The 25588-nt window shown below is 40.9% G+C and carries 21 protein-coding genes and 2 pseudogenes; 5 read left to right on the forward strand and 18 right to left on the reverse strand.

Annotated elements, in window-relative coordinates; all coding sequences use genetic code 11:
• Positions 1 to 38: 38 nt before the first annotated feature.
• The 7 genes from Xvie_RS06420 to Xvie_RS06455 form a co-directional block, all read right to left on the reverse strand.
• A complete protein-coding gene (locus Xvie_RS06420; protein ID WP_086108513.1) occupies positions 39 to 1379 on the reverse strand; it encodes an MATE family efflux transporter in 1341 nt (446 codons plus the stop codon).
• A gap of 255 nt (positions 1380 to 1634) precedes the next feature.
• On the reverse strand, positions 1635 to 2690 hold the full coding sequence (gene fbpC, locus Xvie_RS06425) for a ferric ABC transporter ATP-binding protein (protein WP_086108514.1): 1056 nt from the start codon (positions 2688 to 2690) through the stop codon (positions 1635 to 1637).
• Between the two features lie 18 nt (positions 2691 to 2708).
• Complete coding sequence (locus Xvie_RS06430) at positions 2709 to 4793, reverse strand: ABC transporter permease (RefSeq protein ID WP_086108515.1); 2085 nt, start codon at positions 4791 to 4793, stop codon at positions 2709 to 2711.
• A 109-nt stretch (positions 4794 to 4902) separates the two neighbouring features.
• Positions 4903 to 5934 (reverse strand): ABC transporter substrate-binding protein, encoded by a 1032-nt coding sequence (locus Xvie_RS06435; RefSeq protein ID WP_086108516.1) that lies wholly within the window; start codon positions 5932 to 5934, stop codon positions 4903 to 4905.
• A 971-nt stretch (positions 5935 to 6905) separates the two neighbouring features.
• A complete protein-coding gene (locus Xvie_RS06445; protein WP_086108518.1) occupies positions 6906 to 8201 on the reverse strand; it encodes an MFS transporter in 1296 nt (431 codons plus the stop codon).
• Between the two features lie 45 nt (positions 8202 to 8246).
• The gene (locus Xvie_RS06450; protein ID WP_086108519.1) at positions 8247 to 9827 is read right to left on the reverse strand and encodes an MASE1 domain-containing sensor histidine kinase; all 1581 of its coding nucleotides are present in this window, start codon (positions 9825 to 9827) and stop codon (positions 8247 to 8249) included.
• A 3-nt stretch (positions 9828 to 9830) separates the two neighbouring features.
• Complete coding sequence (locus tag Xvie_RS06455) at positions 9831 to 10457, reverse strand: response regulator transcription factor (protein WP_086108647.1); 627 nt, start codon at positions 10455 to 10457, stop codon at positions 9831 to 9833.
• A 638-nt stretch (positions 10458 to 11095) separates the two neighbouring features.
• Here Xvie_RS06455 and Xvie_RS06460 point away from each other — a divergent pair.
• A complete protein-coding gene (locus tag Xvie_RS06460; RefSeq protein WP_086108520.1) occupies positions 11096 to 11644 on the forward strand; it encodes a cysteine hydrolase family protein in 549 nt (182 codons plus the stop codon).
• A gap of 81 nt (positions 11645 to 11725) precedes the next feature.
• Here the strand turns inward: Xvie_RS06460 and Xvie_RS22680 are convergent.
• From Xvie_RS22680 to Xvie_RS06475, 3 genes and pseudogenes are all read right to left on the reverse strand, one after another.
• Positions 11726 to 12091 (reverse strand): annotated as a pseudogene (locus tag Xvie_RS22680) (adenosylmethionine decarboxylase); the annotation flags it as partial.
• Positions 12060 to 12360 (reverse strand): annotated as a pseudogene (locus Xvie_RS06470) (spermine/spermidine synthase domain-containing protein); the annotation flags it as partial. The pseudogenes Xvie_RS22680 and Xvie_RS06470, both read right to left, overlap by 32 nt.
• Positions 12361 to 12493: 133 nt before the next feature.
• Positions 12494 to 12841: a YacC family pilotin-like protein gene (locus Xvie_RS06475; protein ID WP_086108522.1), complete on the reverse strand. Its 348-nt coding sequence runs from the start codon at positions 12839 to 12841 to the stop codon at positions 12494 to 12496.
• Positions 12842 to 13115: 274 nt separating this feature from the next.
• On the opposite strand from Xvie_RS06475, the gene hpt reads away from it, so the two are divergent.
• The gene (gene hpt, locus Xvie_RS06480; protein ID WP_086108523.1) at positions 13116 to 13655 is read left to right on the forward strand and encodes a hypoxanthine phosphoribosyltransferase; all 540 of its coding nucleotides are present in this window, start codon (positions 13116 to 13118) and stop codon (positions 13653 to 13655) included.
• A 102-nt stretch (positions 13656 to 13757) separates the two neighbouring features.
• Here the strand turns inward: hpt and can are convergent, their stop codons facing one another.
• Complete coding sequence (gene can / locus Xvie_RS06485; protein ID WP_086108524.1) at positions 13758 to 14411, reverse strand: carbonate dehydratase; 654 nt, start codon at positions 14409 to 14411, stop codon at positions 13758 to 13760.
• A gap of 181 nt (positions 14412 to 14592) precedes the next feature.
• Between can and Xvie_RS06490 the strand changes: the two genes are divergently transcribed.
• Positions 14593 to 15516 (forward strand): ABC transporter ATP-binding protein, encoded by a 924-nt coding sequence (locus Xvie_RS06490; protein ID WP_086108525.1) that lies wholly within the window; start codon positions 14593 to 14595, stop codon positions 15514 to 15516.
• Positions 15516 to 16286 carry an ABC transporter permease gene (locus Xvie_RS06495; RefSeq protein WP_086108526.1) on the forward strand — a complete coding sequence of 257 codons (771 nt, stop codon included), beginning with the start codon at positions 15516 to 15518 and terminating at the stop codon, positions 16284 to 16286. Before Xvie_RS06490 ends, Xvie_RS06495 begins: the two co-directional genes overlap by 1 nt.
• Before the next feature lie 181 nt (positions 16287 to 16467).
• Here Xvie_RS06495 and panC read toward each other — a convergent pair whose 3' ends face one another.
• The 7 genes from panC to sfsA all read right to left on the reverse strand — a co-directional run bounded on the left by panC (position 16468) and on the right by sfsA (position 22860).
• Positions 16468 to 17325 carry a pantoate--beta-alanine ligase gene (gene panC / locus Xvie_RS06500; protein ID WP_086108527.1) on the reverse strand — a complete coding sequence of 286 codons (858 nt, stop codon included), beginning with the start codon at positions 17323 to 17325 and terminating at the stop codon, positions 16468 to 16470.
• Between the two features lie 38 nt (positions 17326 to 17363).
• Positions 17364 to 18158, reverse strand: coding sequence for a 3-methyl-2-oxobutanoate hydroxymethyltransferase (gene panB, locus Xvie_RS06505; RefSeq protein WP_086108528.1), 795 nt, complete (start codon positions 18156 to 18158; stop codon positions 17364 to 17366).
• Positions 18159 to 18401: 243 nt separating this feature from the next.
• Positions 18402 to 18884, reverse strand: a complete 483-nt coding sequence (gene folK, locus Xvie_RS06510) for a 2-amino-4-hydroxy-6-hydroxymethyldihydropteridine diphosphokinase (protein WP_086108529.1) — start codon at positions 18882 to 18884, stop codon at positions 18402 to 18404.
• Between the two features lies 1 nt (position 18885).
• Entirely contained in the window at positions 18886 to 20241 is a 1356-nt protein-coding gene (gene pcnB, locus Xvie_RS06515; protein ID WP_208612527.1) for a polynucleotide adenylyltransferase PcnB, read from the reverse strand.
• Positions 20242 to 20557: 316 nt separating this feature from the next.
• Positions 20558 to 21439, reverse strand: a complete 882-nt coding sequence (gluQRS, locus tag Xvie_RS06520; protein ID WP_086108531.1) for a tRNA glutamyl-Q(34) synthetase GluQRS — start codon at positions 21437 to 21439, stop codon at positions 20558 to 20560.
• Positions 21440 to 21498: 59 nt separating this feature from the next.
• Positions 21499 to 21954, reverse strand: a complete 456-nt coding sequence (gene dksA, locus Xvie_RS06525; RefSeq protein ID WP_086108532.1) for an RNA polymerase-binding protein DksA — start codon at positions 21952 to 21954, stop codon at positions 21499 to 21501.
• A 195-nt stretch (positions 21955 to 22149) separates the two neighbouring features.
• Positions 22150 to 22860 (reverse strand): DNA/RNA nuclease SfsA, encoded by a 711-nt coding sequence (gene sfsA, locus Xvie_RS06530; RefSeq protein WP_086108533.1) that lies wholly within the window; start codon positions 22858 to 22860, stop codon positions 22150 to 22152.
• Positions 22861 to 23013: 153 nt separating this feature from the next.
• On the opposite strand from sfsA, the gene hrpB reads away from it, so the two are divergent.
• A complete protein-coding gene (gene hrpB, locus Xvie_RS06535; RefSeq protein ID WP_208612529.1) occupies positions 23014 to 25533 on the forward strand; it encodes an ATP-dependent helicase HrpB in 2520 nt (839 codons plus the stop codon).
• The last annotated feature ends 55 nt before the right edge of the window (positions 25534 to 25588 follow it).

The following is a 25588-nucleotide window of genomic DNA, read 5'->3' on the forward strand; positions in this document are numbered from 1 at the left end:
CGGCATTTTTCACATGTATTTTTACTGTTATTGCTGAATTAGATATCCAATCGCTTAGTTTGCCATCTTTTCGACTTCCAACGCCAGGCGTTTACTAACCCACGTATCCACTCATCGCAGAAAAATCCTATCCAAATCCCCAGAATTCCCATGCCCATAGTGATTCCCAGAAAATAACCGAGAGGAATGGAAATACCCCACATGCAAATCAGTGCGGTATATAATGGGAAACGGGCATCACCGGAGGCACGCAGGGCATTGACCACCACAATGTTAAAGGTACGACCCGGCTCTAAAAAGACAGAGAGCAGGAACAATGGCAGAAGAAGTTCAATAATCTTTTTATCTTCCGTCATGACATTGAGAAGTGGTTCTCTGAAAATCCAAAATGGTAATACGACGCCTACCGTGACAATAACACCAACCCGCAGGCTTTTTATTCCTCGGATATAGGCATCCTCAAAGCGTTTTGCCCCAACAAGATGACCTACCATAATTTCATTGCCAATACTGATAGAGATCCCAAACAGCATAATGAACAGGGATAGCTGGAAATACAGCGTTTGGGCAGCCAAAGATGTTTCACCCATCAGGCCGATAAACGCCTGTGCGGTCATATATTGCAGGATCCACACCAAGTTTTCACCAGCGGCTGGCAAGCCAACATGCAGGATTTTGCTCAACATGTTCTTAGACCAGTGCATGAGCAATTTAAACTCGAATTTGATCTTCAAACCACAGAACAATAATCCACAGAGCAAAATAACAGCAACAATACGACCAAATACCGTAGACCACGCCACGCCTTCCAGCCCATATTGCGGTAGCCCAAAGAATCCATACAGCACGATCATATTGCCGACAATGGTGAGCAAGTTGGCAATCAGCGTGACATACATGGCTGATTTCGATTTTCCATAAACCCGCAGGCAGGCTGCCAGAATAATCGAAATCGCTTCGGGTATCAGACAGATACCAAGAACATGCAGATAAGCGAACCCATCATCCATCAGATTTTCGGGCAGGTTCATGATATGCAGGATCTTATAACCGAAGAACACCGTAATCAGTGCACAACTGAGACCCAGCACAAAATTAAAGGCAATGGAAATATGAATCGCCTGACCGGCTTTATCGCGTTTTCCTGAGCCTAAATATTGTGCGATGACAACACTGCAACCTACGCTAATAAAATTGAAAATTGTAATAAAGAGATCAAAAACATGATTACCCACACCCATCGCGGCGAGATAAGCAGAAGAAATATGGCTGATCATGTACGTATTGATTAATAACGTCGCCATATGCAGAAAGATATCAATGAAAATCGGCCAGCTTAATGAAAAAAGCGAACGATCAACAACATCAGACTGATGCATTGTAAAACCTATTTATTAGAAGTGAATTGAATGATTTTTTTGCGGTGTGACATACTCAGAAAGCATAGGTGATTTTACAGGGTTTATTGATGAGTTGATAGGCAGAATAGGCGATTTATGCCGTTGGAGTGCTGAAAGGTTAATTGGGTAAAAATTCCTGCATCAAACATCAGCGGCTTTTCTGGCATTATTTGCTTCTTATAATACTTGCCGGTTATGCCCTGACACAAAAGCCAGGGCATGATTTTAGCCGCTCTAATTTTTCATCTCTTCGTTCAGAATAAACATCCCGATCGGGTGAATTTCCAGATAATAATTCTCATCCACTTTGGGTTGCAGTTGAGTGGCATTGACTTGCAGCAATAGCGTTTGTCCATGCCAATCAACCGTTACTTCATATTGTGCTCCCATATACGCGACATGATTTACCTTACAGCGCTGGTTTTCATTGCCTTGCTGGTTCAGGGTTATGGCCTCAGGGCGAACGCCAACGGTAATTGATACCTGCGTTGTGGCGAAATTCTCTGGGCGGGGTAGGCGATATTGGAAGAGTTCTACATAATCTGCCCCCAGCGTAGCAGGAAAAATATTGGCGTCTCCCATAAAATTCGCCATAAATTTCGAGGCAGGCTGACGATACAAAGTTTGTGGTGCACCCATCTGCATAATCTTACCTTTATTCATAACTAAAACCGCATCAGAAACTGCAAAGGCTTCACTTTGATCATGTGTGACATAGAGTGAGGTGATATTAAATTGTTGTTGTAATTCACGGATTTTATCACGCATATTGCGGCGCAAGTTGGCATCAAGATTACTCAATGGTTCATCAAATAGTAGTACTTTGGGTTTGAGGATAAGAGCACGTGCCAAAGCAACACGCTGTTGTTGACCACCGGATATTTGGTCAACATAGCGATCTTCAAAACCATCCAAATCGACCAATTCTAATGCTTCCCTGACGCGTTCGCGGATCTCTGTTTTTGGTCTTCCCAGCATTTTCAGCCCATAGCCGATGTTTTCCCCTAATGACATATGAGGAAAAAGGGCATAAGACTGAAATACCATGCAAATATCCCGTTGTTGAATAGAACGGTCGGTAACATCTTCGCCAGCAATGAAAATCTTGCCTTCTGTTGGTTTTTCCAGCCCTGCCACCAGCCTTAGCACCGTCGTTTTACCGCATCCAGATGGCCCCAGCAAAGTAACCATGTGCCCTTGTGGAATGGTTAAATTCAGCGAGTCGATCACGGCATTATTACCGAATCGTTTGGTTACATTTTTTAATTCGACAAAATGTTGCTGTGTCATATCGTCACTCCGTAATTACTAGGTATTTTGGGATTTTGAGCGGGAAATACGCGCTTCACCAACTAAATAGTCAAATAAGAAAATAACCGCTAGCATGACCACAATCAGAATGGAGCCATACGCGATAGCTAAACCATACTCACCATCTTCAACACGATTCAGGATATAGGCTGTTGCCACACGAGTGTCAGGTGTCACCAAAAAGACGATGGCACTGACGGTGGTTATGGCGCGGACAAAACTGTAAACCAGCGCGGATAAGAGAGCGGGACGTAAAAGCGGTAACAAAATATGCAAAATTGTTCTCATTGAACCTGCCCGCAGGCTGAGAGAGGCTTCATCCAGAGATTTATCAATTTGTCCAAGTCCGGCAATACCGGCACGAATTCCAACAGGTACATTTCGCATCGTCATGGAGATGATGATAATGAATGCTGTACCCGTGATATAGAATGGCGCGTTATTGAAAGCCAGAAGATAAGATATTCCTGCGACTGTACCAGGGACGGCAAAACAGAGCATGGTAGTAAACTCAATAACTTTTTTGCCGCGGAACTGCTGACGTACCACGATATAGGCAATCAATAGACCGAAAATGGCGGTAATAGGAGCAGCGATGCCTGCATACAGCAATGTATCCAACAGCGAAGGCCATGCACCATCACTCATTCCTTGACCAAACAGTTTGATGAAATTATCCAGTGTCAGAGTGTAATCCACCCCCCAGTTGACAGTGAAACTACCATAGAAAATGCTGCCATACAGCAGGACATTGAATATCACCCAAATAAACAATAGAGTACAAACCCCCCATACTAGTGAAACGGGTAAAGGTTGTATGTCACCACGGTAAGATTTACCGGAAACCGTGACATAAGAACGTTTGCCAATCCAGAGATATTGAATACAGAAAACTAACAGCGAGAAGACCAGCAGTGATGCCCCTAGTGTGCTGGCAGCTTGATAATCGAGCTGTGAACCTGCGATATAGAAGTAAATTTGAGTAGCCAGAACGTCAAAACTGCCTCCTAAAACCAGTGGATTACTGAAGTCAGCTAGAGATTGAACAATCACAATCAAAAAGGCATTGGCGAGAGCGGGCTTCAGTAATGGTATAAAAACATGGAAAAAAGTTTGATAGCGATTAGCTCGCAGGGTGTAAGCTGCTTCTTCCAGAGAAGGATGAATTGTCTTTATGGCGCCATCCAAGATCATAAATGCCATTGGCGTAAAGGCTAGTACTTGGGCGATCCAGATCCCTGTAAAGCCATATAACCAGTTTGTGTTGGTTAAACCAAACCATATCGACAGAAATTCCGTAATGTAACCGGAACGCCCCATCATTAACGTTACACCTAACCCAACAACGAATGGTGGTGTTACAATTGGCAGAATCGAAAATACTCGCCCAATGATCGCTGAGCGTTTGGCAATTCTAGAGGTGTAAATTGCCAGTACCAAACCAAAGAACGTACAGCCGAGACCGACTGCAACGGAAAGTAACACTGAATTGGTAATGATTTTCAGTATATGAGGTTGTCCGAGTATTGATATAAACGAGAATGGTGTGAAATGATCGGATTCATCCCTAAACATCGGTATAAAAATGGCGATGCTGGGAAACAGAATAAATACACCAATTAATGCAAGGATCGAGATCAGAGAACCAATGACGAAACTGTCACCACCCAACCATTCCAGACGGGTTAGGGCGAGAGTAATGACCGCACCCAATGAGATAAATAGAATAACTGTGGAATAACCAAGTCCACGTTCAGCCAGTGTTGCGCTGGTGATAATGAACAGTACACATAGCAAGGCATATCCCGCATCGAAATAGTGGCACTGACGGGTGTTATGCTTGTTACGACCGTTGGAAGACCGTGAGCGTAATAGCAATGCTGATGGCAGCAGGAACCACAATATACTGATATTGACGCTGTTCCAACCATAAGCAGCCAGAACTTCTTCCAGTGTTGAATTAAAAAGGCCGTAATCCAGACTCCATGATGGCAGCAAGGCAAATGACAACCATGCCAGAACAATCCACCAGAAAACAGAATCCCGACCTTGCTTTTTCTGCAAGGCAAGGGTATGAGACATAATTCCCCCAATAAAATTGTATAACGAGAATGTATAAATAGTATTATCAAGTAGCGAACACATATTGATGGCTCGCTGCTTGAATGTATTTTATTGATGATTAAAAGACTTATTGCCCCATTTTAACTTCAGTGAGCCATTTATTGATCAATTCCTTACGTACCTCATTGGAGCCATATTTCTCCATGTTATAATTGATGAGGTTCAATTCAGCAGGTTTTAGGCTTATAGGAGATGCTTCTGCAGTGGAGTTGGTCAGGATTTGATAAGATTGGCCTTTCTTCCAACCCAGCTCTTGAGCTTCTTTAGATAGCACCCAATCGACAAATAATTTGGCGTTATCTACATTGCGGGCATTTTTGATGATGCTGACACCACCAATTTCATATCCAGTACCTTCGCAGGGAGCTATTAGCTTCATTGGTGCGCCATTTTCAACTTCTAGCGAGTAATCATGTAAAAAGCCAATTCCGATGGCGGTTTCACCACGTGCGGTATTGCGTGCAGGGGCAATACCTGATTTTGTGTATTGGGAAATGTTATTATTTAATTTTTGCAGGTAGCCGAAAGCCTCGTATTCTCCCCAAAGTTGGATAAACGTTGCTAATGCAGTGTAGGATGTACCAGAGCTTTGTGGGTCTGCAATTTGGATTTCACCTCTATATTGTGGTTTTGTCAGATCTTTCCAGCATGTTGGTATAGGCAGGTTTTTTTCTTTCAAACGTTCTGTATTCACACCAAAACCTAGAATTCCCATATAAACCGCAGAAGTGTAATTACCTTTGCGTTTTGCCGGATCGCGGAACTGAGGCATAATTTGGTCTAAATTTGGTGATTTATAAGGTTGTAGGAGATTCAATTCCCCTGCTTGGGAGTGGGGATCGAGAGTTCCTCCATACCATACATCTGCCTGTGGATTGCGTTTTTCCGCTTCAATTTTGGCTAATATACTACCTGTATTACTGCGGATAAATGTAGTTTTGACATTGTGTTTTTCGCTAAAGGCACGCGTTTGTGTTTCACAAAGGGCATTGGTACCACTGCAATAAACAGTAAGCCGACCTGCTGCGTTCGCATTGCTGACCAAGGTTGCAGTGGTTAATCCTATAGCAATGAGGGTAGAGAGATAATTGAGTTTCATTAATGATGTCCTTACTTTCAAAATTTCTCTTTAGGGTGGATTAATATGAATATTAATAAAAGAAACTCTTATTATTAATTTAAAAATAGAGTCCTACTAATTCATTCATGAGATATCATGATAAGGTTTATTTATTTATGCAAATTAATAGAGTAATTTTGCAAACCAGATAACAGTTTTAATCATTTTCAATGAATGATTTTTATTGGCTAGGGTATTAAATAATGTTAAATGAAAAGTTGAATCAACTAATTTATTTATTTTTCCATAAAGATAAATTTCAAAGGCATTGTTTTGTCTTTTCTGTATATAATTGATAAAAATCTATTTTAACTTTTATTTTTGAATATTGCTTTCTTGTTTATTAATTTTGTCAGGATTTTATAATGTTAAAAACAATCGCTATTTTAATCACTATATATTTGTCAGGATTATATAATTCATTATCTTGGTTGAGATTTTTTCATATTATTTACCTAATAGGTAGTATTGAATGGGAAAGAGTTACCAAATTTATATCTGGTGTAGAGGTTAATCATGAGATATTTAAGAGGGAATTTCTATTTTAATAGAATAGGGTATAACCTAAATTATTTAGTGTCATATTGTAGAAAATAGATAACAATATTCCAAATTAACGGTATTTTGTACGTCATTATATGAAACCGCACTACATAATTAAACTCCAAGCATGTTAATAACAACGCTTTGTTAGCATTATTGTAGTTTTTTGTTAGCACTTATCTTGCTGTGAGGACGATATGCTATTTCATTTATCCATGAAAATCTTTGGATATGAATAAAAGTTTCATCTGTGTAGTAGAAAACCTCGCCCGTTAGGGCGGGGGATAGCTACCGTATTTGCTGTAAAATGAGGACGTTTAAATTTTATGCAATAGACTAATGGGGTAGATTTAATGAATCTATCGTATGGTTACTGAATGTATATTATGTTTATCATGAATTACTTTTTAAAGTTTGTTATTGTGTTTGTTAATATCAGTTATCAATAGAGGCATGAGTAATAGCCCCATTAATGCGGCTGCCAAAGTAAGTAAAGCAAACATACCTGACCAGTCATAGTACTTGATTATCTGACTCAGTGGCCAGCCAGCAGTTGATGCACTCAGGTAAGCGTATAAACCCAAATATCCAGTGACAGTACCTGCCGCTTTCTTGTGGCAATATTCTGTTGCTGCCAGTCCAATTAACATTTGTGGGCCGAAAACAAAAAAACCGATACTAAAAATGCAAATAGACAATAAAGTATAATGTTGTATAGGTACTAGCCAAAGTGCTGTAACTGAAAAAAATAGACCAATAGAGAATAGTAAAATCATGGGCACTCGTTGGCTGCGAAAGAACAAATCTGAGCTCCATCCTGAGCAAAGAGCACCTAGTAAACCACCTAATTCAAACAGTGCAAGAATGAAATTTATACTAAATAGTTTTCCCCCATATTTTTCTGATATCCAGATATATCCCCAATCATGTATTGCAGTCCTGATGAAGTACACCAGAATATAGGAGCAACCAAGAAGCCAAATAGTACGATTGAACAAAATGGTTTCTTGTAGAATTTTTATCATTGGCATTGGCGGAGATGCTTGTTCTTGTTTCAGTTCCACTGCATCTTGCCGCCATGTCCCAATACTAGGTAATCCATGTTCTTGTGGTATTCCTAGTAACCTCTGGCATAGCCAGATCCCTAGAATGATGCTAACAGAGCCAGATAGCAGCAGTGCAGCTCGCCAACTATAGGATGTCATCAGCAGTGCAGATAATAGTGGTAGAAGAATTCCACTTATATTTATAGATATATTCCAGCATCCCCACCAAAATCCTCGTTCATTGCGGGAATACCAGTGAGTAAGTAATCGTGCACAAGGAGGCCATCCCCACCCTTGAAAGAAGCCATTCAGTGTCCAGACAATCAATAAGGCAGGTAGTGATGAACAAAACGTAAAGACTATATTGAGTATCCCAGTGGCTAATAATCCTACTCCCATCAACCAACGATAGCCTGTGTGATCATGAAAAATTCCTGATATAAATTTTGAGCAGCCATAAGCAAGGTAAAATAGGCTCGCTATCCAGCCAATATCGTCTTTAATTAATGTTAGCTCTTTTTGCATTTCAGGTATGACAACGGTCAAACTTTTACGTGTCAGTTGAAATGCAGCATAACCAACAATCATTGATATCAACAGGTGACTTCTCCAATAGCGATAATTTTGTGAAACTTGTTCATTGCTATTGGTTTGCATAATGAATCTCCATAAAAGTGAATAAATATCAATAACATTCTCAGACTATAGTTTTAGAACGTTAGAAATAATTTTTGATAATTTAATATATTCATCTGAATTGATGGGTAAATTAACAACTACGTGAGTTCCTTTTTGAGTATTTAAGCTCCAATTACCACCAAGTACACGAACTCGTTCTTCAATACCTTTTAGGCCAAATCCTGCATTTTTCTTTTTGTCTGTAATACCAATTCCATTATCATTAACTTGGAGTTCAATTACATTTTCTTTTTGTTTTAAACTGATCGTAATAATACTGGCGTTGGCATGTTTACTGATATTGTTCAGCAATTCTTGAATCAGTCGATAAAGAGTCAAAGTGATAGTACTATTCTTCGGCTCTTGTGAAAGTTGATAATCAAACTGGCAAATAATATTTTGCTCCCCGAACGCGAACTCATTTACCAGATGACGAATGGCTTGTTCAAATGACATTTCATCTAAGGCTGGTGGGCGTAGCTCACGCAGTAATTGACGAGTAGATTGATGAATTTGTTGAGATAGATATTTGATCTGCTCTGCTGATTTTATTACCAGTGGTGAGTGTGCTGTACGTTTTACCAAGGTAGACTGGATTTGAATTGCGGTGATATTTTGCCCAATTTCATCATGTAATTCTCTGGCAATATCTTTGCGAATATCCTCTTCAATATGTATTAGGTTTTGCATCAAGGTATAACGTGCAATTAATTCTTTTTCCAACCGTGCACGGTAGTGATTTAGATTGCTTGCTAGTTGTTGCTGTCGACTAATAGCTATACCGAGTCCGATTCCTAATAAAGCCTGAGTGGTTAAAAATATTTCCAATTCTTGAAGCTCGCTAAATGAGCCATTGGATTGACGGGTAAAAGTTACTATCAAACTTCCTAACAATGCTGAAAAAACACCTCCTTGCCAACCATAACGATAAGCCATAAAAACATTGGGAATAAAAACCAAAATTGATAAAAGCCCTTCAATTTTAGGTGATAAAAAGAAGTGTCCACTAATTCCTAATAAGCTAAATAGAAAACACCACATCAAAAAAGATGACCGCAGCTGTGGATAGATTGAGTCGTCCGTAATGTGATTATTTTTTAAACTTTGTTCATATAGGTAAATATAAATTAGATAAACAAACGGAGATAGCAGAACACCTCCAGTAATTGAGGCGAGAAAAAAAAGATTTGTCTTAGATGATAGTGAAAAACTCAGGCAAAGAGTTTGTAGAAGACTATTGATAATAACGCCAACAAGCAGGATAGAAAGTTGCTGCCAATAAAGAGAATAGCGTCTCCATATTTGTTGAATCATCAAGACAGTAATCAAACTGATTACTGGGGAAAGTAATATAATCGAGCTTGTGATTAGCTGTTCGTTATTTAACCATGCCAATATACTTGTTTCACTGATAATAAGGAGTGGTAAATAACGTCGCCACAACAGAATCATAAGCACTAGTCTCAATCCTTGTGGCAGAAAAAGTACTGCTTGTTGCCCATCCTCGTGTAAATAAAAACTGAGAGTCCAAAGTGAAATCCAGATAATTGAGTAGAAAATAAATATAAATAGAGATTGTAAACCGAAACGTGCTTTCCAATTCATTTACTAACCCGTAATGATTTGATGTTGTAAGGCATAATGAACAAGCTCAATAGTGGAGTCGCACCGTAATTTGCTAAGAATATTAGCACGATGAACGTGTACGGTTTTGGGGCTTAGCTCAAGTTGTTCAGCTATATCTTTCACGCTAATCCCATTGATTAACAGCTTAAAAACCTCTCTTTCTCGCGATGTTAGTATTTTTAGTGCGGTTACTTCTTGGGGCTTCTGACGTAGAGCTTTTAATGCGTCAGCGCAAAGGTAAATTTCACCTTTGTGGACAATACGTACGGCTTGGATTAATTCTTCTGGCCCACAGCATTTCGTCAAATAACCTCGAGCACCTGAATCTAGCGCACTTTGCACAAGTGCAGCCGTGTCATAAATACTCAACATAATCGTGCGAAAATTTGGACATGTAGGGCGAAGTCGTGTCAAAAGCTGTAGGCCACTTTCGTTGGGCATGGAGATATCCATGATAACGATATCAATCGTTTTTTTTAGTAAATCCGACCAGGCTTCACTGGCACTGCTGTATTGACCAACGACTATAATATCATCTTCGAGTGTCAATAATTGGGCAAAACCTGAACGGACAACTACATGGTCATCAATGAGGGCAACTTTTATCATCATATTTATTGCATATTATAGGGTGTTTTATTATAAATTTAGTTAGATATCATAATGTTCATAAAATAAAATTCATGCAAATAAATAAACTAAATTTGTTAGTTAGATAACAAATTTAATTGTAAAATAACTAAACTATATTGATTTTAATTGTTTTTCTTATTGTTTTTTTGTTTGTTGATTTTATACTATATAATAATAAACTCTATTTTATTAAAATTAAAAAGTTAACTATATAATATATAAAAATTAACTTCTGTCTTTAACTATTGGTTAAAAACATACGGATTTTTTCATGATCAAAGATACTTTGTTAATATATTATTAATTTAAGTGTTAATTGTTATTTATTGGTGTGGTATTTTTATTGCTATTTTTATAAAAATTTATTTATGACATTATGTTTTTTGAAAATCAATAAGATATTTTTGTGGATTTTATGAATTGAAGAATAACGCTAAGTGTTATATTATTTTTTAGCGCTTATACAATGTTATCTTTACTTTGTGAATTTTCCCTGTAAATAATTTTAAATATTTTCTCATGTGGGAAAGTATTGTTTTTCATGAAATACGTCTTATTTTTCTGTTGTTGCTTTTAGGAGAAATTGCGTATAAACAATAAAGAAGGTATTACAAATGAAAGCCCTTATCATAATTGATATGTTGAATGATTTTGTAACAGGTGTTCTCGCCAATGAAGAAAGGGCGATGAAAATTATTCCTGTGATTCAAAGAACGATCAACTATGCCAGAAATCGACACGATTGGTTGGTGGTGTATGCTAATGATGCCCATCAAATAACTGATCGAGAAATAGACGTCTGGGGAAAGCATGCTTTAGCAGGAGCGTGGGGGGCGGAGGTCGTTAAAGCACTGGCTCCCATTGGTTCAGAACGTGAAATTGTTTCTCCCAAACGTTTTTATAGCGCCTTTGATGGAACCGGGCTGGAAGGTGTTTTCAGACAATATGGTGTCACAGGTGTGGTTTTGACAGGGCAGCATACAAATTGCTGTATCCGGCATACAGCCTATAGCGCATTTATCTTGGGCTATGACATCACGGTTTTATCCGATGCTGTTTGCACATCTCCAGACTTTGATCAGAATGCTGCACTTGATTATTTAAAGACGATTTATAATGCTGAAATTATTACAAGTGTTGAATTAGGTGTACCGTCAAAATAAAGAACGCTATATTTGATAAAAAATGAATGACTGGCAGATTGATATTCTGCCAGTTAAATCGATCAGATCGAGTATGGATACCTATAGAGCGGGTAAATTTCGGCCGTAATAAATTTCTTGTATTTTTTTAAGTAAACGGATTATTTCTTTCTTTTCCGTTTCACATAATTCTTCGGCTGTGGTATTGAACAAATATTCATTCAGATCAAATTCTTTCGACATCATTTTGGTATGGAAGAGATTTTCCTGAAAAATATTTACATCAATCATATGGTACTGAGATTGAATTTCTTCTATCACATAATTTTGGATAGAGCTAATTTCATGGTCAATATAGTGTTTTACTCCATTAACATTCCGAGTAAAGCTGCACACATGATAAGCCCTCGTCACAATGTCAGATTCTAATTCATGAATCAGATAGTTCAGAGGCGCTATAGTTTGGCAAATATTGGCGGCAGATTTCGCGTAGCATCCCACCATTACCCCCACCAATGATCAATACTTTTTTGGTTTGGCCGTGGGCAAAGAGTGGTACGTGGACCATCATTCCATGATAGATAAATTCACCGCGATCTGTAGTTTGTACTACGTCATCAAGTGCCATGATGCAGCCTAGTTCTGTATTTTCGAAAATGATTAGATCTTGATACTCAGTTTTATCGTGATAGAGCGCGTTTTCAACTGCTTTCATACCAAATTTCTTTTCGTGGCATCTTCCGGAGCTCCTCCATTGTGAGATTCGTCGGCATTGAGTGCACACATATTGAGCGCGCATAGTAGCCAACTATTCACATAATTTTCACTTAGTTTAAACATGGAAGTAACCTATAGATGAATTAAAAGGTACTATTTTACATAGGAAAGTAAACCGAGGGCGTTCCGTGCAAGAAGGTGGCATTTAACCTCATGAGGAAGGTGTATTTCTTTTAAGTCTTTGTATCCTAATTCATTTAGTTCCTGCATTAACTGATTATCATAGTTACTGAGATCCCATTTTTGGCGTTGGGCAAAATAGGCAATTGCGTGTTGTATTTGAGAATTTGGGATTTGGCTATAGCCACAATCGCGCTTTAGATAAGTATAAACTGAGGACAGATCTGCAAGCTCTTCTGCTTCATTTTCGGATAGCGCTTTTGCTGTTTGAGCAAAAATCAACAGAGCTAGAATGTATGTGAATAAGATAATTTTTTGCATGATTCTATTATACTGGTTTTCTCCTGTTTTACATAAATTAACATATTAATATATTTGTTAGCCAAACTTTATTTTCTTAAATTTGATGTAATTACCGTTTTTTCTGCCAATTAAAAAATTTAGTTATACATTAACGAATGGGGTTTGTTCTGATGGCATAGAGTGTTATTTTATGCGCTTGGTGAGCTTATGGTATTGAGCGGTATATAAATAATCACATTCATTTTCGTATTCTATTAGCGATTATTTAAAACAAAATCAACTGGTTATATTGATGAAGAAACATATTGTAGAAGTGATGATCTCCGAACAGGAGGTTAAGCAACGTATTGCTGAGCTGGGGAAACAGATTACAGAACACTATCGTAATAGTGATCGTGAATTGGTGTTGGTTGGTCTGTTGAGAGGATCATTTATATTTATGGCAGATCTATGCCGTGAAATTCAGGTTCCTCATGAAGTGGATTTTATGACCGCATCCAGCTATGGCAATGAGATGAGTTCTACCCGCGATGTGAAAATCCTCAAGGATCTGGATGAAGATATTCGTGGTAAAGATGTGTTGATCGTTGAAGATATTATCGATTCAGGCAATACACTGAATAAAATCCGCGATATTCTGGGACTGCGTGAACCTAATTCACTGGCGATTTGTACTTTGCTGAACAAACCATCCCGACGTGAAGTCGATGTTCCGGTTGAGTGGATTGGTTATTCAATTGAAGATAAATTTGTAGTTGGCTACGGTATTGATTATGCACAGCATTATCGCCATTTGCCATATATCGGACATGTCACCCTGCTGGAAGATTAATTTTTGCTGTTGGTGGAAGTCACCTATTACAACATCACAGCGTGAGCAAATGGCAGCAAAAAGCTGCCATTTGTTTTTCAATCAATAGGTTATGTTTGATCATCATTTTGTTTGAGATAACTTGGAAATCGCCTGACGGTAATTGAGTTCCAATTTCTCACGGCTGTCAGCTGTGATATCCAGATCATGTAACTCGCCATCCTTCAAACCATATACCCAACCGTGGATCATCACTTTCTGTCCACGTTTCCATGCAGATTGCATAATGGTTGAATGACCGAGGTTATAAACCTGCTCAATCACATTCAATTCACACAAACGATTCAGTCTATCATTAGGAGGCAGCTCACCAAGCATGGAACTGTGCTTGTACCATAAATCACGGATATGGAGCAGCCAGTTATTGATTAAACCTAATTCAGTACCATCCACGGCAGCTTCAATACCACCGCAACCGTAGTGACCACAAATGATGATGTGTTCAACCTGCAAAACATCAACGGCATATTGTACAACAGATAAACAGTTTAAATCGGTATGGATAACAAGATTAGCAACATTTCGATGAACAAAAAGATCTCCGGGAGCGGCATCAATCAATTTCTCCGCGGGTACACGGCTATCAGAACAGCCTATCCACAGAAAATGAGGTTTTTGCGCTTTTGATAACTCATTGAAAAAAAGTGGATTCTCTTCGTTTACGGATTTTGACCACTGTTTGTTCCTAGCAAACAGCTCTTCAATTTTTCTCATCATAACTAATAGCCTGGCAACATTTTTGAGATAGAATCATATACAACATTAATTGAGAATTTAATATTTAATTGAATAATGTTTTTTATTTGGCCCCTGTCATTGCTAAGAAATAGGGGGAAAATAATGGCATAATTTCTATCTTGCACTCAAAAATAGCGAATAATAAAGGTATTTTTTACTTATGGCTTACGCATTGGAATTAACGCAGCTCACGAAAGTCTATGAGAGTGGAGTGAAAGCACTGCGGGGAATTGATTTGCATGTAGAAGCAGGCGATTTCTACGCGCTTTTAGGGCCAAATGGGGCAGGGAAATCCACGACGATAGGTATTATCAGTTCTTTGGTTAATAAAAGTAGCGGCAAAGTCAAGGTCTTTGGCTACGATATTGACACTGATCTCGTCAATGCCAAACGACAGCTTGGCCTTGTTCCACAGGAATTTAATTTTAATCAATTTGAAACGGTGATTCAGATTGTATTGAATCAGGCAGGATATTATGGTGTCCCGCGCAATGTAGCTCAGGAAAGAGCTGAAACTTACCTTACTCAATTGGATCTATGGGAAAAGCGCAATGAACGAGCAATTCGTTTGTCTGGCGGTATGAAACGGCGTTTAATGATTGCTCGTGCTTTAATGCACCAGCCAAAATTGTTGATTCTTGATGAACCCACCGCGGGAGTTGATATCGAACTACGCCGATCTATGTGGGAATTTTTGAGAGAATTGAATGAGCAGGGAACCACGATCATTCTGACGACTCATTATCTTGAAGAAGCTGAGATGCTGTGCCGTAACATCGGTATTATCCAGCATGGTGAGCTGGTCGAAAACACAACGATGAAAGACCTGCTCAGCCAGCTTGAACGTGAAACATTCTTGCTTGATTTAGCGCCGCAAGGGGCGATACCTATTGTTGAAGGTTACGACTATCGTCAAATTGATGCAGCAACGCTGGAAGTGGATGTAAAACGCGGGCAGGGATTGAATGATATTTTCTCCCAGCTAAGTACGCAGGGTATACAAATCAGCAGCATGCGTAACAAAGCGAATCGTCTGGAAGAGTTGTTTGTCGGACTGACCAATAATAATCAAGGAGATAGATAATGATCCAACTGTATTGGGTAGCTCTGAAAACTATTTGGATTAAAGAGATCACCCGTTTTGGTCGTATTTGGGTGCAGACTTTACTGCCTCCTGTGATCACTATGTCCCTTTATTTCGTCATATTCGGCAATTTAGTAGGTTCTCGGATTGGTGAAATGGGCGGATTTGACTATATGCAATTTATTGTACCTGGGCTGATAATGATGTCAGTAATCACTAACTCTTACTCTAACGTTTCTTCATCTTTCTTTGGCGCTAAGTTCCAGCGCAGCATTGAAGAAGTACTGGTTGCTCCGGTGCCAACCCATGTCATCATTGCTGGATTTGTTGGAGGCGGAGTGGCTCGTGGGGTATGTGTTGGTATTCTGGTGACATTAGTTTCCCTATTGTTTGTGCCGTTACAGATACACTCATGGGGAATGGTAGTGATCACTTTATTGGCAACGTCGATCCTATTTTCGTTGGCGGGTCTGTTGAATGCCATTTTTGCGAAAACCTTCGATGATATTAGCATTATCCCAACATTTGTTCTGACTCCGTTGACTTATTTGGGAGGCGTATTCTACTCTCTTACTTTGTTACCTACTTTTTGGCAGGTAGTGTCAAAGCTTAACCCAATCGTCTATATGGTCAGTGGCTTCCGCTATGGTTTTCTTGGTATTACGGATGTTTCTTTAGCTATGACATTAGGTATGTTGAGCATCTTTATCATTGGATTCTATCTCCTGACTTGGTATCTAATTGAATCAGGGCGAGGATTAAGAACGTAACAGCGAAAATTTAGTACTCCGCTGTTGATTGCGGCGGAGTGGAAAAATGACCTTCGAAATATGCATTAATCATTGATGAGTTAAATAGGATAGTGGAATTAATATGAGAGTTATTATAAATATCGCTTAGGGATATATGTATTATTATTTTTCCAGTAATACACATATCCCTCAATTAAAATCAGTCAGCCAAATCAACTTGCTGATTATCAATGAGTCGTGTTTTTCCTAACCATGCTGCCATTAGGATCACGGCTTTTTTACTTTGTTCTGTTAATGGCATCAGGTTTTCTGCATCACGGATAAATAACTCATCCGGTATAAAACCTTCTTCACGCAAATGAGCAGATGCCAGTTCAATTAGCAGCTTAATATCCTGTTCGCCATTTTTCAGCCTTTCAGCTATGCCTTGCATAACCTTATTCAGAAAAGGTGCAATTTTTTTCTCTTCAACGGATAGAAGATTATTACGTGAACTCAATGCCAATCCATTTTTATCACGGACGATAGGCACAGAAACCAATGTAATATCGTAAGCCATATCTGTAATCATTTGGCGGATGATTTTTAATTGCTGGAAATCTTTTTCGCCGAAATAAACCAGATCCGGTTGGGTCAGGTTAAACAATTTGCTGACAATGGTAGTGACACCACGGAAATGCCCCGGGCGGCTGGTACCCTCAAGTATATGGGAGAGTTCCGGCACTTCGACAAAAGTTTGGTTGCCGTTTAAGCCATCTGGGTACATTTCGTTAGCATTAGGGGCGAATACCAGCTCGACACCGCGCTTGCTCAGCTTTTCACAATCTTCCTGCAATGTGCGGGGATAATTGACCAGATCGTCTTCTCGGTCAAATTGCATCGGATTGACGAAGATGCTGACGATAACGACATCGGCCTGTGCTTTGGCGGTATCAACCAACGCCATATGTCCATCATGCAGATTGCCCATTGTGGGGACAAAAGCAATACGCTTACCCTCTTGACGCCAACGGCGGATTTCCCTGCGTAAAATTGGGATCGTTTCTATAATCAGCATTGCTGTACTCCTTTAATTAGCAGTCATGCTGGAGATAATCATTTGAATGAATGTTCTTGGTCGGGATAGGCTCCACTTTCTACCTGTTCAATGTACAGGCGGACGGCATCCCTGATATTGCCAGTTTCTTTGAGGAAGTCTTTGGCAAATTTAGGTGGTCTTGCGGTGATGCCTAAGGCATCGTGCATAACCAGAATCTGGGCATCAGTACTATTACCAGCACCAATGCCAATCACTGGAATTGTGGTGAGTTCTTCGGTAATTTGGCGTGCTAGTTCGGAAGGTATGCACTCTAGCAACAGTATTTGCATACCTGCATCTTTTAGTGCGATAGAATCGGTAATTAATTGATTTGCTGATGATTCATCACGTCCCTGAACTTTATAGCCCCCAAGGATATTGACGGATTGTGGCATCAAGCCTAAATGGATACAGACAGGAACAGCGCGTTCGGTCAACATTTTCACTGTATCACAGAGCCAGCTTCCACCTTCAATTTTGACCATATTGGCACCAGCACGCATCAATTTGGCTGCATTCTCACAAGCTTGCTCTGGTGTGGCATAACTCATGAATGGCATATCTGCGATTAAGAAAGAATCAGGGGCGCCTGTGCGAACGCAACGAGTATGGTAAACAATATCTTCCATTGTGACAGGTAAAGTTGAATCGAATCCCTGCACAGTCATACCAAGTGAATCGCCAATTAGCATGACATTGATGCCTTGTTCGGCAAAAAGGCGGGCGAAACTGGCATCGTAAGCCGTGATAGTAGCGAACTTACGTTTTTCTTTCTTTAACTGACGCAAGTCAGCCAGAGTTGTTGATTGCATTATTATCTTATCTCCTGAATAGTTATACCCTTTATTTTTCGAATGGCTGTTTTGTTGCCTGCAATTTGAAATTTAATCAGGAATAGAGACTGTCCATTGGGTGATTTCAAAATAGGGGTGATCTCAAAATATCCAATAGGATGGGCTCCAATTATCCAGAAATAGGCTATGGCTGTATGAGATGTTGGATTGCTTTTCCTTCATAAAATTGCTGTGTTACAACGATAAAACCGACTATCAGTGTTATAACCAAAGCGTCAGGCTATTTTCTGGAACTTGTTTCAATCGTTCGACTAATGTCTCTCCGTCGGGGAATACAAGATTCGGTGCAATTTCTGCAAGTGGATAAAGCATAAATTCACGCTGTTTTAGCCCATAGTGAGGAATGGTCAGACGCTCAGTAGTGATGATTTGGTTGCCAAACAGCATGATATCTAAATCGATCGTTCTGGGACCCCAGCGTTCACCTTTGCGGACACGTCCTTGCTCCAGTTCGATCGATTGCGTGTAATCAAGCAATATTTCTGCTGATAATTGGGTTTCCAGTGCGACGGCAAGGTTGAGGTAATCTGGCTGATCCTGTGGCCCCATTGGTTTAGTCCGATAAAAAGATGATCGAACAACAAAAGTAGTATCAGGGAGCTTTTTCAGAGCAGCAAGTGCGCTATCGACTTGCTGCAAAGGGTCGGCCAGATTACTGCCAATGGCGATATAGACTCGAGTCATATTAATCGTCATTCCTGTTTTGGCCAGTAGGTCCACGACGGTGACGCATTCTGCGCCGAATTGGTCTGTTGCCTAGTTTTGATATCATTCCACGTTGCTGAGATGATGTTGATTGTTGGAACTCAGTCCACCACTGCACTAACTCTTTCAGTTCATGGCGTGGCTCAACACCGGCACGCAATTCTAATAAATCATACGCAGCCCGGAATTTTGGATGTTCCATCAGTTTATTCGCCCGTTTTCCTTGACGATGTGGCAGGCGAAGCTGAAGCGACCAGATATCGCGCATGGTTGTGGTATGGCGTTTCGGAATCGCAATAGAGCGGTACTGTTCATCAAGAATATCATCTGTTGCCAACGAAAAGGCTTGGTTATACGGCAACCCACCTTCTTGAGCCAGTTTTTCCGCATGTTCAAGCAGTGGATACCACAGCATGGCTGCAAATAAGAAAGCGGGATTAACTCTCTTGTCGTTTTGCAAACGAGAATCAGTATTTTTCAACACTTGTACCAGCAATTTTTCCATCGGTGAATCACCATTCTGGGTGAGGCCACGTTGAATAATAGGGAACAATGGCTGGAACAGATGATATTCGCGCAGCAGTTTATAAGTTTTATAACCTTGCCCTGTCTGTAACAGTTTCAAGGATTCTTCGAACAAGCGCGCTGATGGAATATCTTTTAACAAAAATGCAAGACGTGGGATCGGTTCAGCAGTAGCTGGTTCGATGGTCATGCCCAGTTTGCTGGCAAAGCGGACAGCACGTAGCATACGCACAGGATCTTCCCGATAACGGGTTTCTGGATCACCAATTAAACGAATGATACCTGCGTTCAAATCTGCCATTCCGCCAACATAATCCCGCACGGATAAATCTTCAATGCCGTAATAGAGGCTATTGATCGTGAAATCACGACGTATAGCGTCTTCTTCCACTGAACCGAAAATGTTATCACGCAGCAACATGCCGCTTTGAGCTTTATGTGACTGATTTCGGTCATTGCTTTCAATTTGATCATGTGGCCCGCGGAAGGTGGCAACCTCAATCACATCAGGCCCGAACATGATATGGGCAAGGCGAAAGCGACGCCCGACAAGACGACAGTTACGGAACAAATGACGAATTTGCTCAGGGGTGGCGTTAGTTGCTATATCAAAATCTTTGGGGTTTTTGTGCAGCAGTAAATCACGAACGCCGCCACCTACCAGATAAGCTTCAAACCCTGATTTATTCAGGCGATATAGAACCTTGAGAGCATTATTACTAATGTCTTTTCGTGAAATTGAGTGCTGTTCTCGTGGGATCACCGTGATCGGAGAGTCTGAAGGTTCTGCCTTTGCGGATTTTTTCTTCATGTTGTCATTTTTGGCATGTGATGAAGATGAATGATTCCTTCTGCGGCGTTTATGCAGAGAACTGCCCTCTGTTTGAGCAGAATGGTCAGATATGGTGACTGGCCTTTCACTGACTGCCTGTGTGTCGTGTTTTGCCCTGTTATCACGGTTTAGCAAATTACGGCAGAAAGTTGCTACTCGGTTAAAGAAAATGGTACACCTCGATAGTGACTAATCAATTAAAATAAAAAACAAAAAAACAGCCGCCAATCATAACTTAATGAACATTTTTTGAGAATGTTTACATTGCTAATAGAAAGACTTTATTTAGCTTGTTCTATTGGCTCTTTTTTGGCGGAACCGCGTGTATGTTCCAACCGACGATAGCTTGCTGTAGCAATTGCTCTGTAGTGAGATCCTGCCAGCCTGCAATGGTAGGTTGATTTAAAAATGATAACGCATCAATAATCAATGGCCTTGGATCATCTAATGGGATCGGTTGGGCATGATTTTGTTTAGAAAGTTTATTTCCTTCTTTATTGAGTACGAGCGGTAAATGCACATAATCTGGCGTAGTGAAATTCAGGTGCTGATAAAGCGATAGCTGACGAACCGTCGGCTCAATGAGATCAGTTCCTCTGACAATTTCAGTGACGCCTTGGTAGTTATCATCAATAACAACGACAAGATTATAGGCGAATAAACCGTCTTTGCGATAAATAATGAAATCTTCCTCAGCCATTTCAGTGGATACAGTGATGTGCCCTTGCAATTTATCGTAAAAACCATAAACAGGATGATGCTGTTTCAGGCGAATTGCGGCGTTATGATCAGGAAGATGTAAATACTGGCAATGACCATTATAGAATCCGCCTAGTTGTTGAATGCGTTGGCGGGTGCAGATACAGTAATAGCTATCTCCTTGCTGTTTTAATTGATTGAGGATAGTGCGGTAAGCGTCATGGCGCTGGGATTGATAGAGTACCTCGTCATCCCAATAAAGCCCGTAATGTTCAAGGGTTTTCAATATTCGGTCGGCTGCACCGACAACTTCCCGCGGTGGGTCAATGTCATCAATACGCATCAGCCATTTTCCGTGGCAGGCACGAGCTTGCAGATAACTGCCCAGTGCAGTCACTAGAGAACCAAAATGGAGATCACCAGAAGGGGATGGGGCGAAGCGCCCAATATATAGCGAGGAATGTTCAGGTTGAGTCATAACAAGTTCAATATAGGGACGTACGGCGTGTAATACAACGCCGTACTTAACCCTCTTCGTTAGCCAGCCATTTGCTTTTCGCGAATTTCGGCCAAGGTCTTACAGTCAATACATAAATCGGCTGTTGGGCGAGCTTCTAAACGGCGGATGCCGATCTCAACCCCACAGGATTCACAATAACCAAAGTCCTCATCTTCGACTTTTTTCAGCGTTTTTTCGATCTTTTTGATCAACTTACGCTCACGATCCCGATTACGTAATTCAAGACTGAACTCTTCTTCTTGCGCCGCACGGTCAACTGGATCAGGGAAGTTTGCTGCCTCATCTTGCATATGAGATACAGTACGGTCTACTTCATCCCTGAGTTGATTGCGCCATGCTTCCAGAATCAGCTTGAAATGCTCTAATTGGGCATCGTTCATGTATTCTTCGCCTGGCTTTTCCTGATAAGGCTCTACCCCAGCGATGGCGAGAATGCTCAAGGACGAGGTTTTGCGTTTTTGCCCTTCTTGCATAATGCTTCTCCTTACACACGCACTATCACACGATCCCCTAATAATAGGGGGAAAAAAATAAGCCGCTATAAATAGCAGATGACTGCGAGGTTGGCAATTGTTCCTGCCATTAGTTTTGCAATGGTGTGAAGACAGGCATGTTTACTGTCTAAATATATTGCAGAAAACCCCTCACCAGCAAGACCTGTTTACAAATTATCCCATTGATACAAAAGGTAATTTGTCACTCAGAACCATTCTGCTTTCTGTCATGCAGGCCTTATAACAAATTACTTCGACTCCTGATTTACATGCTTGTTCCAAAAGAAAAGCATAATCATGGTCAATATGTTTTGCTGCTGCAACCTGACTGATCCCAGAATGTAAAACAGCAAATAACAAGACAGCACGCTGGCCTTGTTGTGCTATCAATGATAGCTCACGTAAATGTTTTTGCCCCCGAATTGTGACTGCATCAGGAAAATAGCCATATTTCTCCTGTAATAATGTCACTGATTTAACTTCAATATAGCAATTAACTTTTTGTTTTGACTGTAACAATAAATCTATACGGCTTTTCTCTTTTCCATAGCCAATTTCACGACTAATGTGCTCATACCCAGATAATTCCGAAATAATATTTTTCTCAATAGCTTGATAGGCCAGATCATTTGCTCTGAGTGTATTGACACAGATCCAGTGACCATCTTGGGTTTGTGTCAATTCCCAGCTATTCGGGTATTTGCGTTTGGGATTATCTGATGTGGAATACCACACGGTATCTCCTGGCGTGGCACATCCTGTCATGGCACCAGTGTTGGCACAGTGTATAGTGAGTGTTTCTCCTTCTGGCGTGAGGACATCCGCAAGAAAGCGCTTATAGCGGCGGATTAAGGTAGCGGGCTTCAGGGGAGGTGAAAATTCCATAAACTTTCCTTCATAACCAGTGAGAGCAGGTTTTCAGTGATCGAAAATATTCCATAGTTGACGGAATCAATGACCTGAAATTCGATCAAATGAAATCAAAAGCGCTAATGCTACAATGGCATCCATTGAAAGTTAATTCATTATGGTGATCCTTTGTCATTACCAATTTATGACGTTGCGGAATCAGTGATCGCTGAATTGCAAACGTCGAAGCAAGTATTACTGCATGCGCCAACAGGGGCAGGAAAATCAACTGGATTGCCATTGGCTATTTTGCATCATGCACAGTTTGCGGGGCGCATCATTATGCTGGAACCGCGGCGAATTGCTGCGCGTAGTGTGGCTGAGCGCCTGGCCGAGCAACTCAATGAACCTGTTGGTGTGACCGTTGGTTACCGGATACGTTCGGAGGCTAAAGTCAGTGCGTCTACACATCTTGAAGTCGTGACCGAAGGGATATTAACACGAATGCTTCAACAAGATCCGGAATTAAGTGATGTCTCTCTCGTGATCCTTGATGAATTCCATGAGCGCAGTTTACAGGCTGATCTTGCATTGGCATTGTTACTGGATGTGCAGGAAGGGTTGCGCGATGATCTGCGTATCTTGGTGATGTCTGCAACATTGGATAATCAGCGCCTCTCCTCATTATTACCAGATGCACCAGTGATTGTGTCAGAAGGACGTAGCTATCCGGTAATGAGGTTATATCATCCACTTTCCCCTCATCAAACTTTTGAGCAAGCAGTGACATCGGCGGTATTGCGGTTATTGCAGCAGGAAATGGGGTCGTTATTACTGTTTCTGCCCGGTGTTGGTGAAATTCAACGGGTATTGTCGCAATTGGAAGGCAAGGTCAATGACGATACGCTGCTGTGTCCGTTGTATGGTGCATTGTCGTTATCAGATCAACGCAAGGCAATAATGCCAGCCCCAGAAGGGATGCGTAAGGTTGTGTTGGCTACCAATATTGCAGAAACCAGTTTGACGATTGAAGGTATCCGTTTGGTTGTAGACTGTGGACTGGAGCGCACCAGCCGATTTGAACCGAAGAGTGGACTGACACGCTTGATTACTCAGCGTATCAGTCAGGCATCAATGGTTCAGCGAGCAGGGCGGGCTGGACGATTGGAGGCAGGTGTTTGTTGGCACTTATTTAGTCAGGATCAAGCAGAAAGAGCCAGAGAACACAGTGAACCAGAGATTCTGCATTCAGATTTAAGTAACTTGTTGCTTTCTTTATTGCAGTGGGGATGTCGTGACAGCACCCAACTTCGTTGGTTGGATAATCCACCAAAGCCTGCATTGACTGTCGCGGAATCTCTGTTATTGCGGCTGGGGGCATTGGATGGTAATCAGCAACTGACTTCCCGTGGCTGGCAAATGGCGGAATCTGGCAGTGAGCCGCGTTTGGCGGCGATATTATGTTCGGGTAAAGAGCGTGAGGAGAAGGAACGAAGCCGTGCAGCATTGGTAACGGCAGCGAAATTGGTTGCTATTCTGGAAGAACCCCCGCATCGTGGGCAACCTGATCTTCTTTATTGGATGACGACGAAACAGCGTCATTGGCAGCTACGAACCGATCAGCTGGTCAGGAATCTTGCCGATAAATTTGTTGCAGATAGCCAAGCAGATAAAAGTAAGAAACAACGTTTTGAGAACAATTCAGAAAACATCAGACTGGATCTTGTGCCTGAACTATTGGTACAGGGATTCCCAGATCGGATTGCCAAAAACCGTGATAATCTTGGGCGTTTCCAGTTAGCCAATGGTTTGGGGGGAGCGTTGGAACGTGAAGAACCACTTTCGGGAGAAGCTTGGTTAGTTATTCCCTCACTACATTTTCTCTCACGACAGCAGGGTAATAGTCATCCTGATGCCCGCATTCTGCTTGCCTGCCCGTTGGATATTGAACAAACCATAAAGCAACATTCTTTTCTGTTTACTGAACATACAGCCGTAGAATGGGATGATAACAAGGGTTCGTTGCGGGCGTGGAAGCGTTTGCAATGTGGGCGATTAATCGTCAAAGCACAGCCATTGGCAAAACCTTCGAAATCTGAATTACAGGAAGCTTTGCTGAACTGGGTCAGGCAGGAAGGTTTATCGGCGTTAAATTGGTCACAGGAAGCATTGCAGCTGCGTATTCGCTTGCAAAGGGCAACAGAATGGCTGGCAGAAGTGGAGTGGCCTGCGGTTGATGATGAAGCGTTGTTGAATTCCCTTGAACAGTGGTTGCAGCCGGCGTTGGTAGATGTTGATGATTTGAAGGGTTTGCGCCAGATTGAGCTGTCATCTTGTTTGATTGGTTTACTTGATTGGCAGCAACGGCAAATACTGGATAATGAGTTGCCTACTAATTACACTGTGCCAACTGGCAGCAGGATCAAGATCCAATATTTCAGCGATAAGCCTCCTGTGCTGTCAGTTAGAATGCAGGAAATGTACGGAGAGCAACAAAACCCTATATTGGCGAAAGGACGAATTCCGCTTGTCATTGAGTTGTTATCTCCTGCCCATCGACCATTACAAATCACGCAAAATCTCGCTGCATTTTGGCAAGGAACTTATCGTGAGGTGCAAAAAGAGATGAAAGGGCGTTACCCCAAACATTTATGGCCAGATGATCCTGCTAACACAGCACCGACGAGGCGTGTGAAAAAACATATGTAATTATTTGAAATCGTGTACTTGTAAAATCATGTGCTTGTAAAATTATGCACTTATG

Origin of the sequence: Xenorhabdus vietnamensis (assembly GCF_002127535.1) — a bacterium.
Taxonomy (GTDB): Bacteria; Pseudomonadota; Gammaproteobacteria; order Enterobacterales; family Enterobacteriaceae; genus Xenorhabdus; species Xenorhabdus vietnamensis.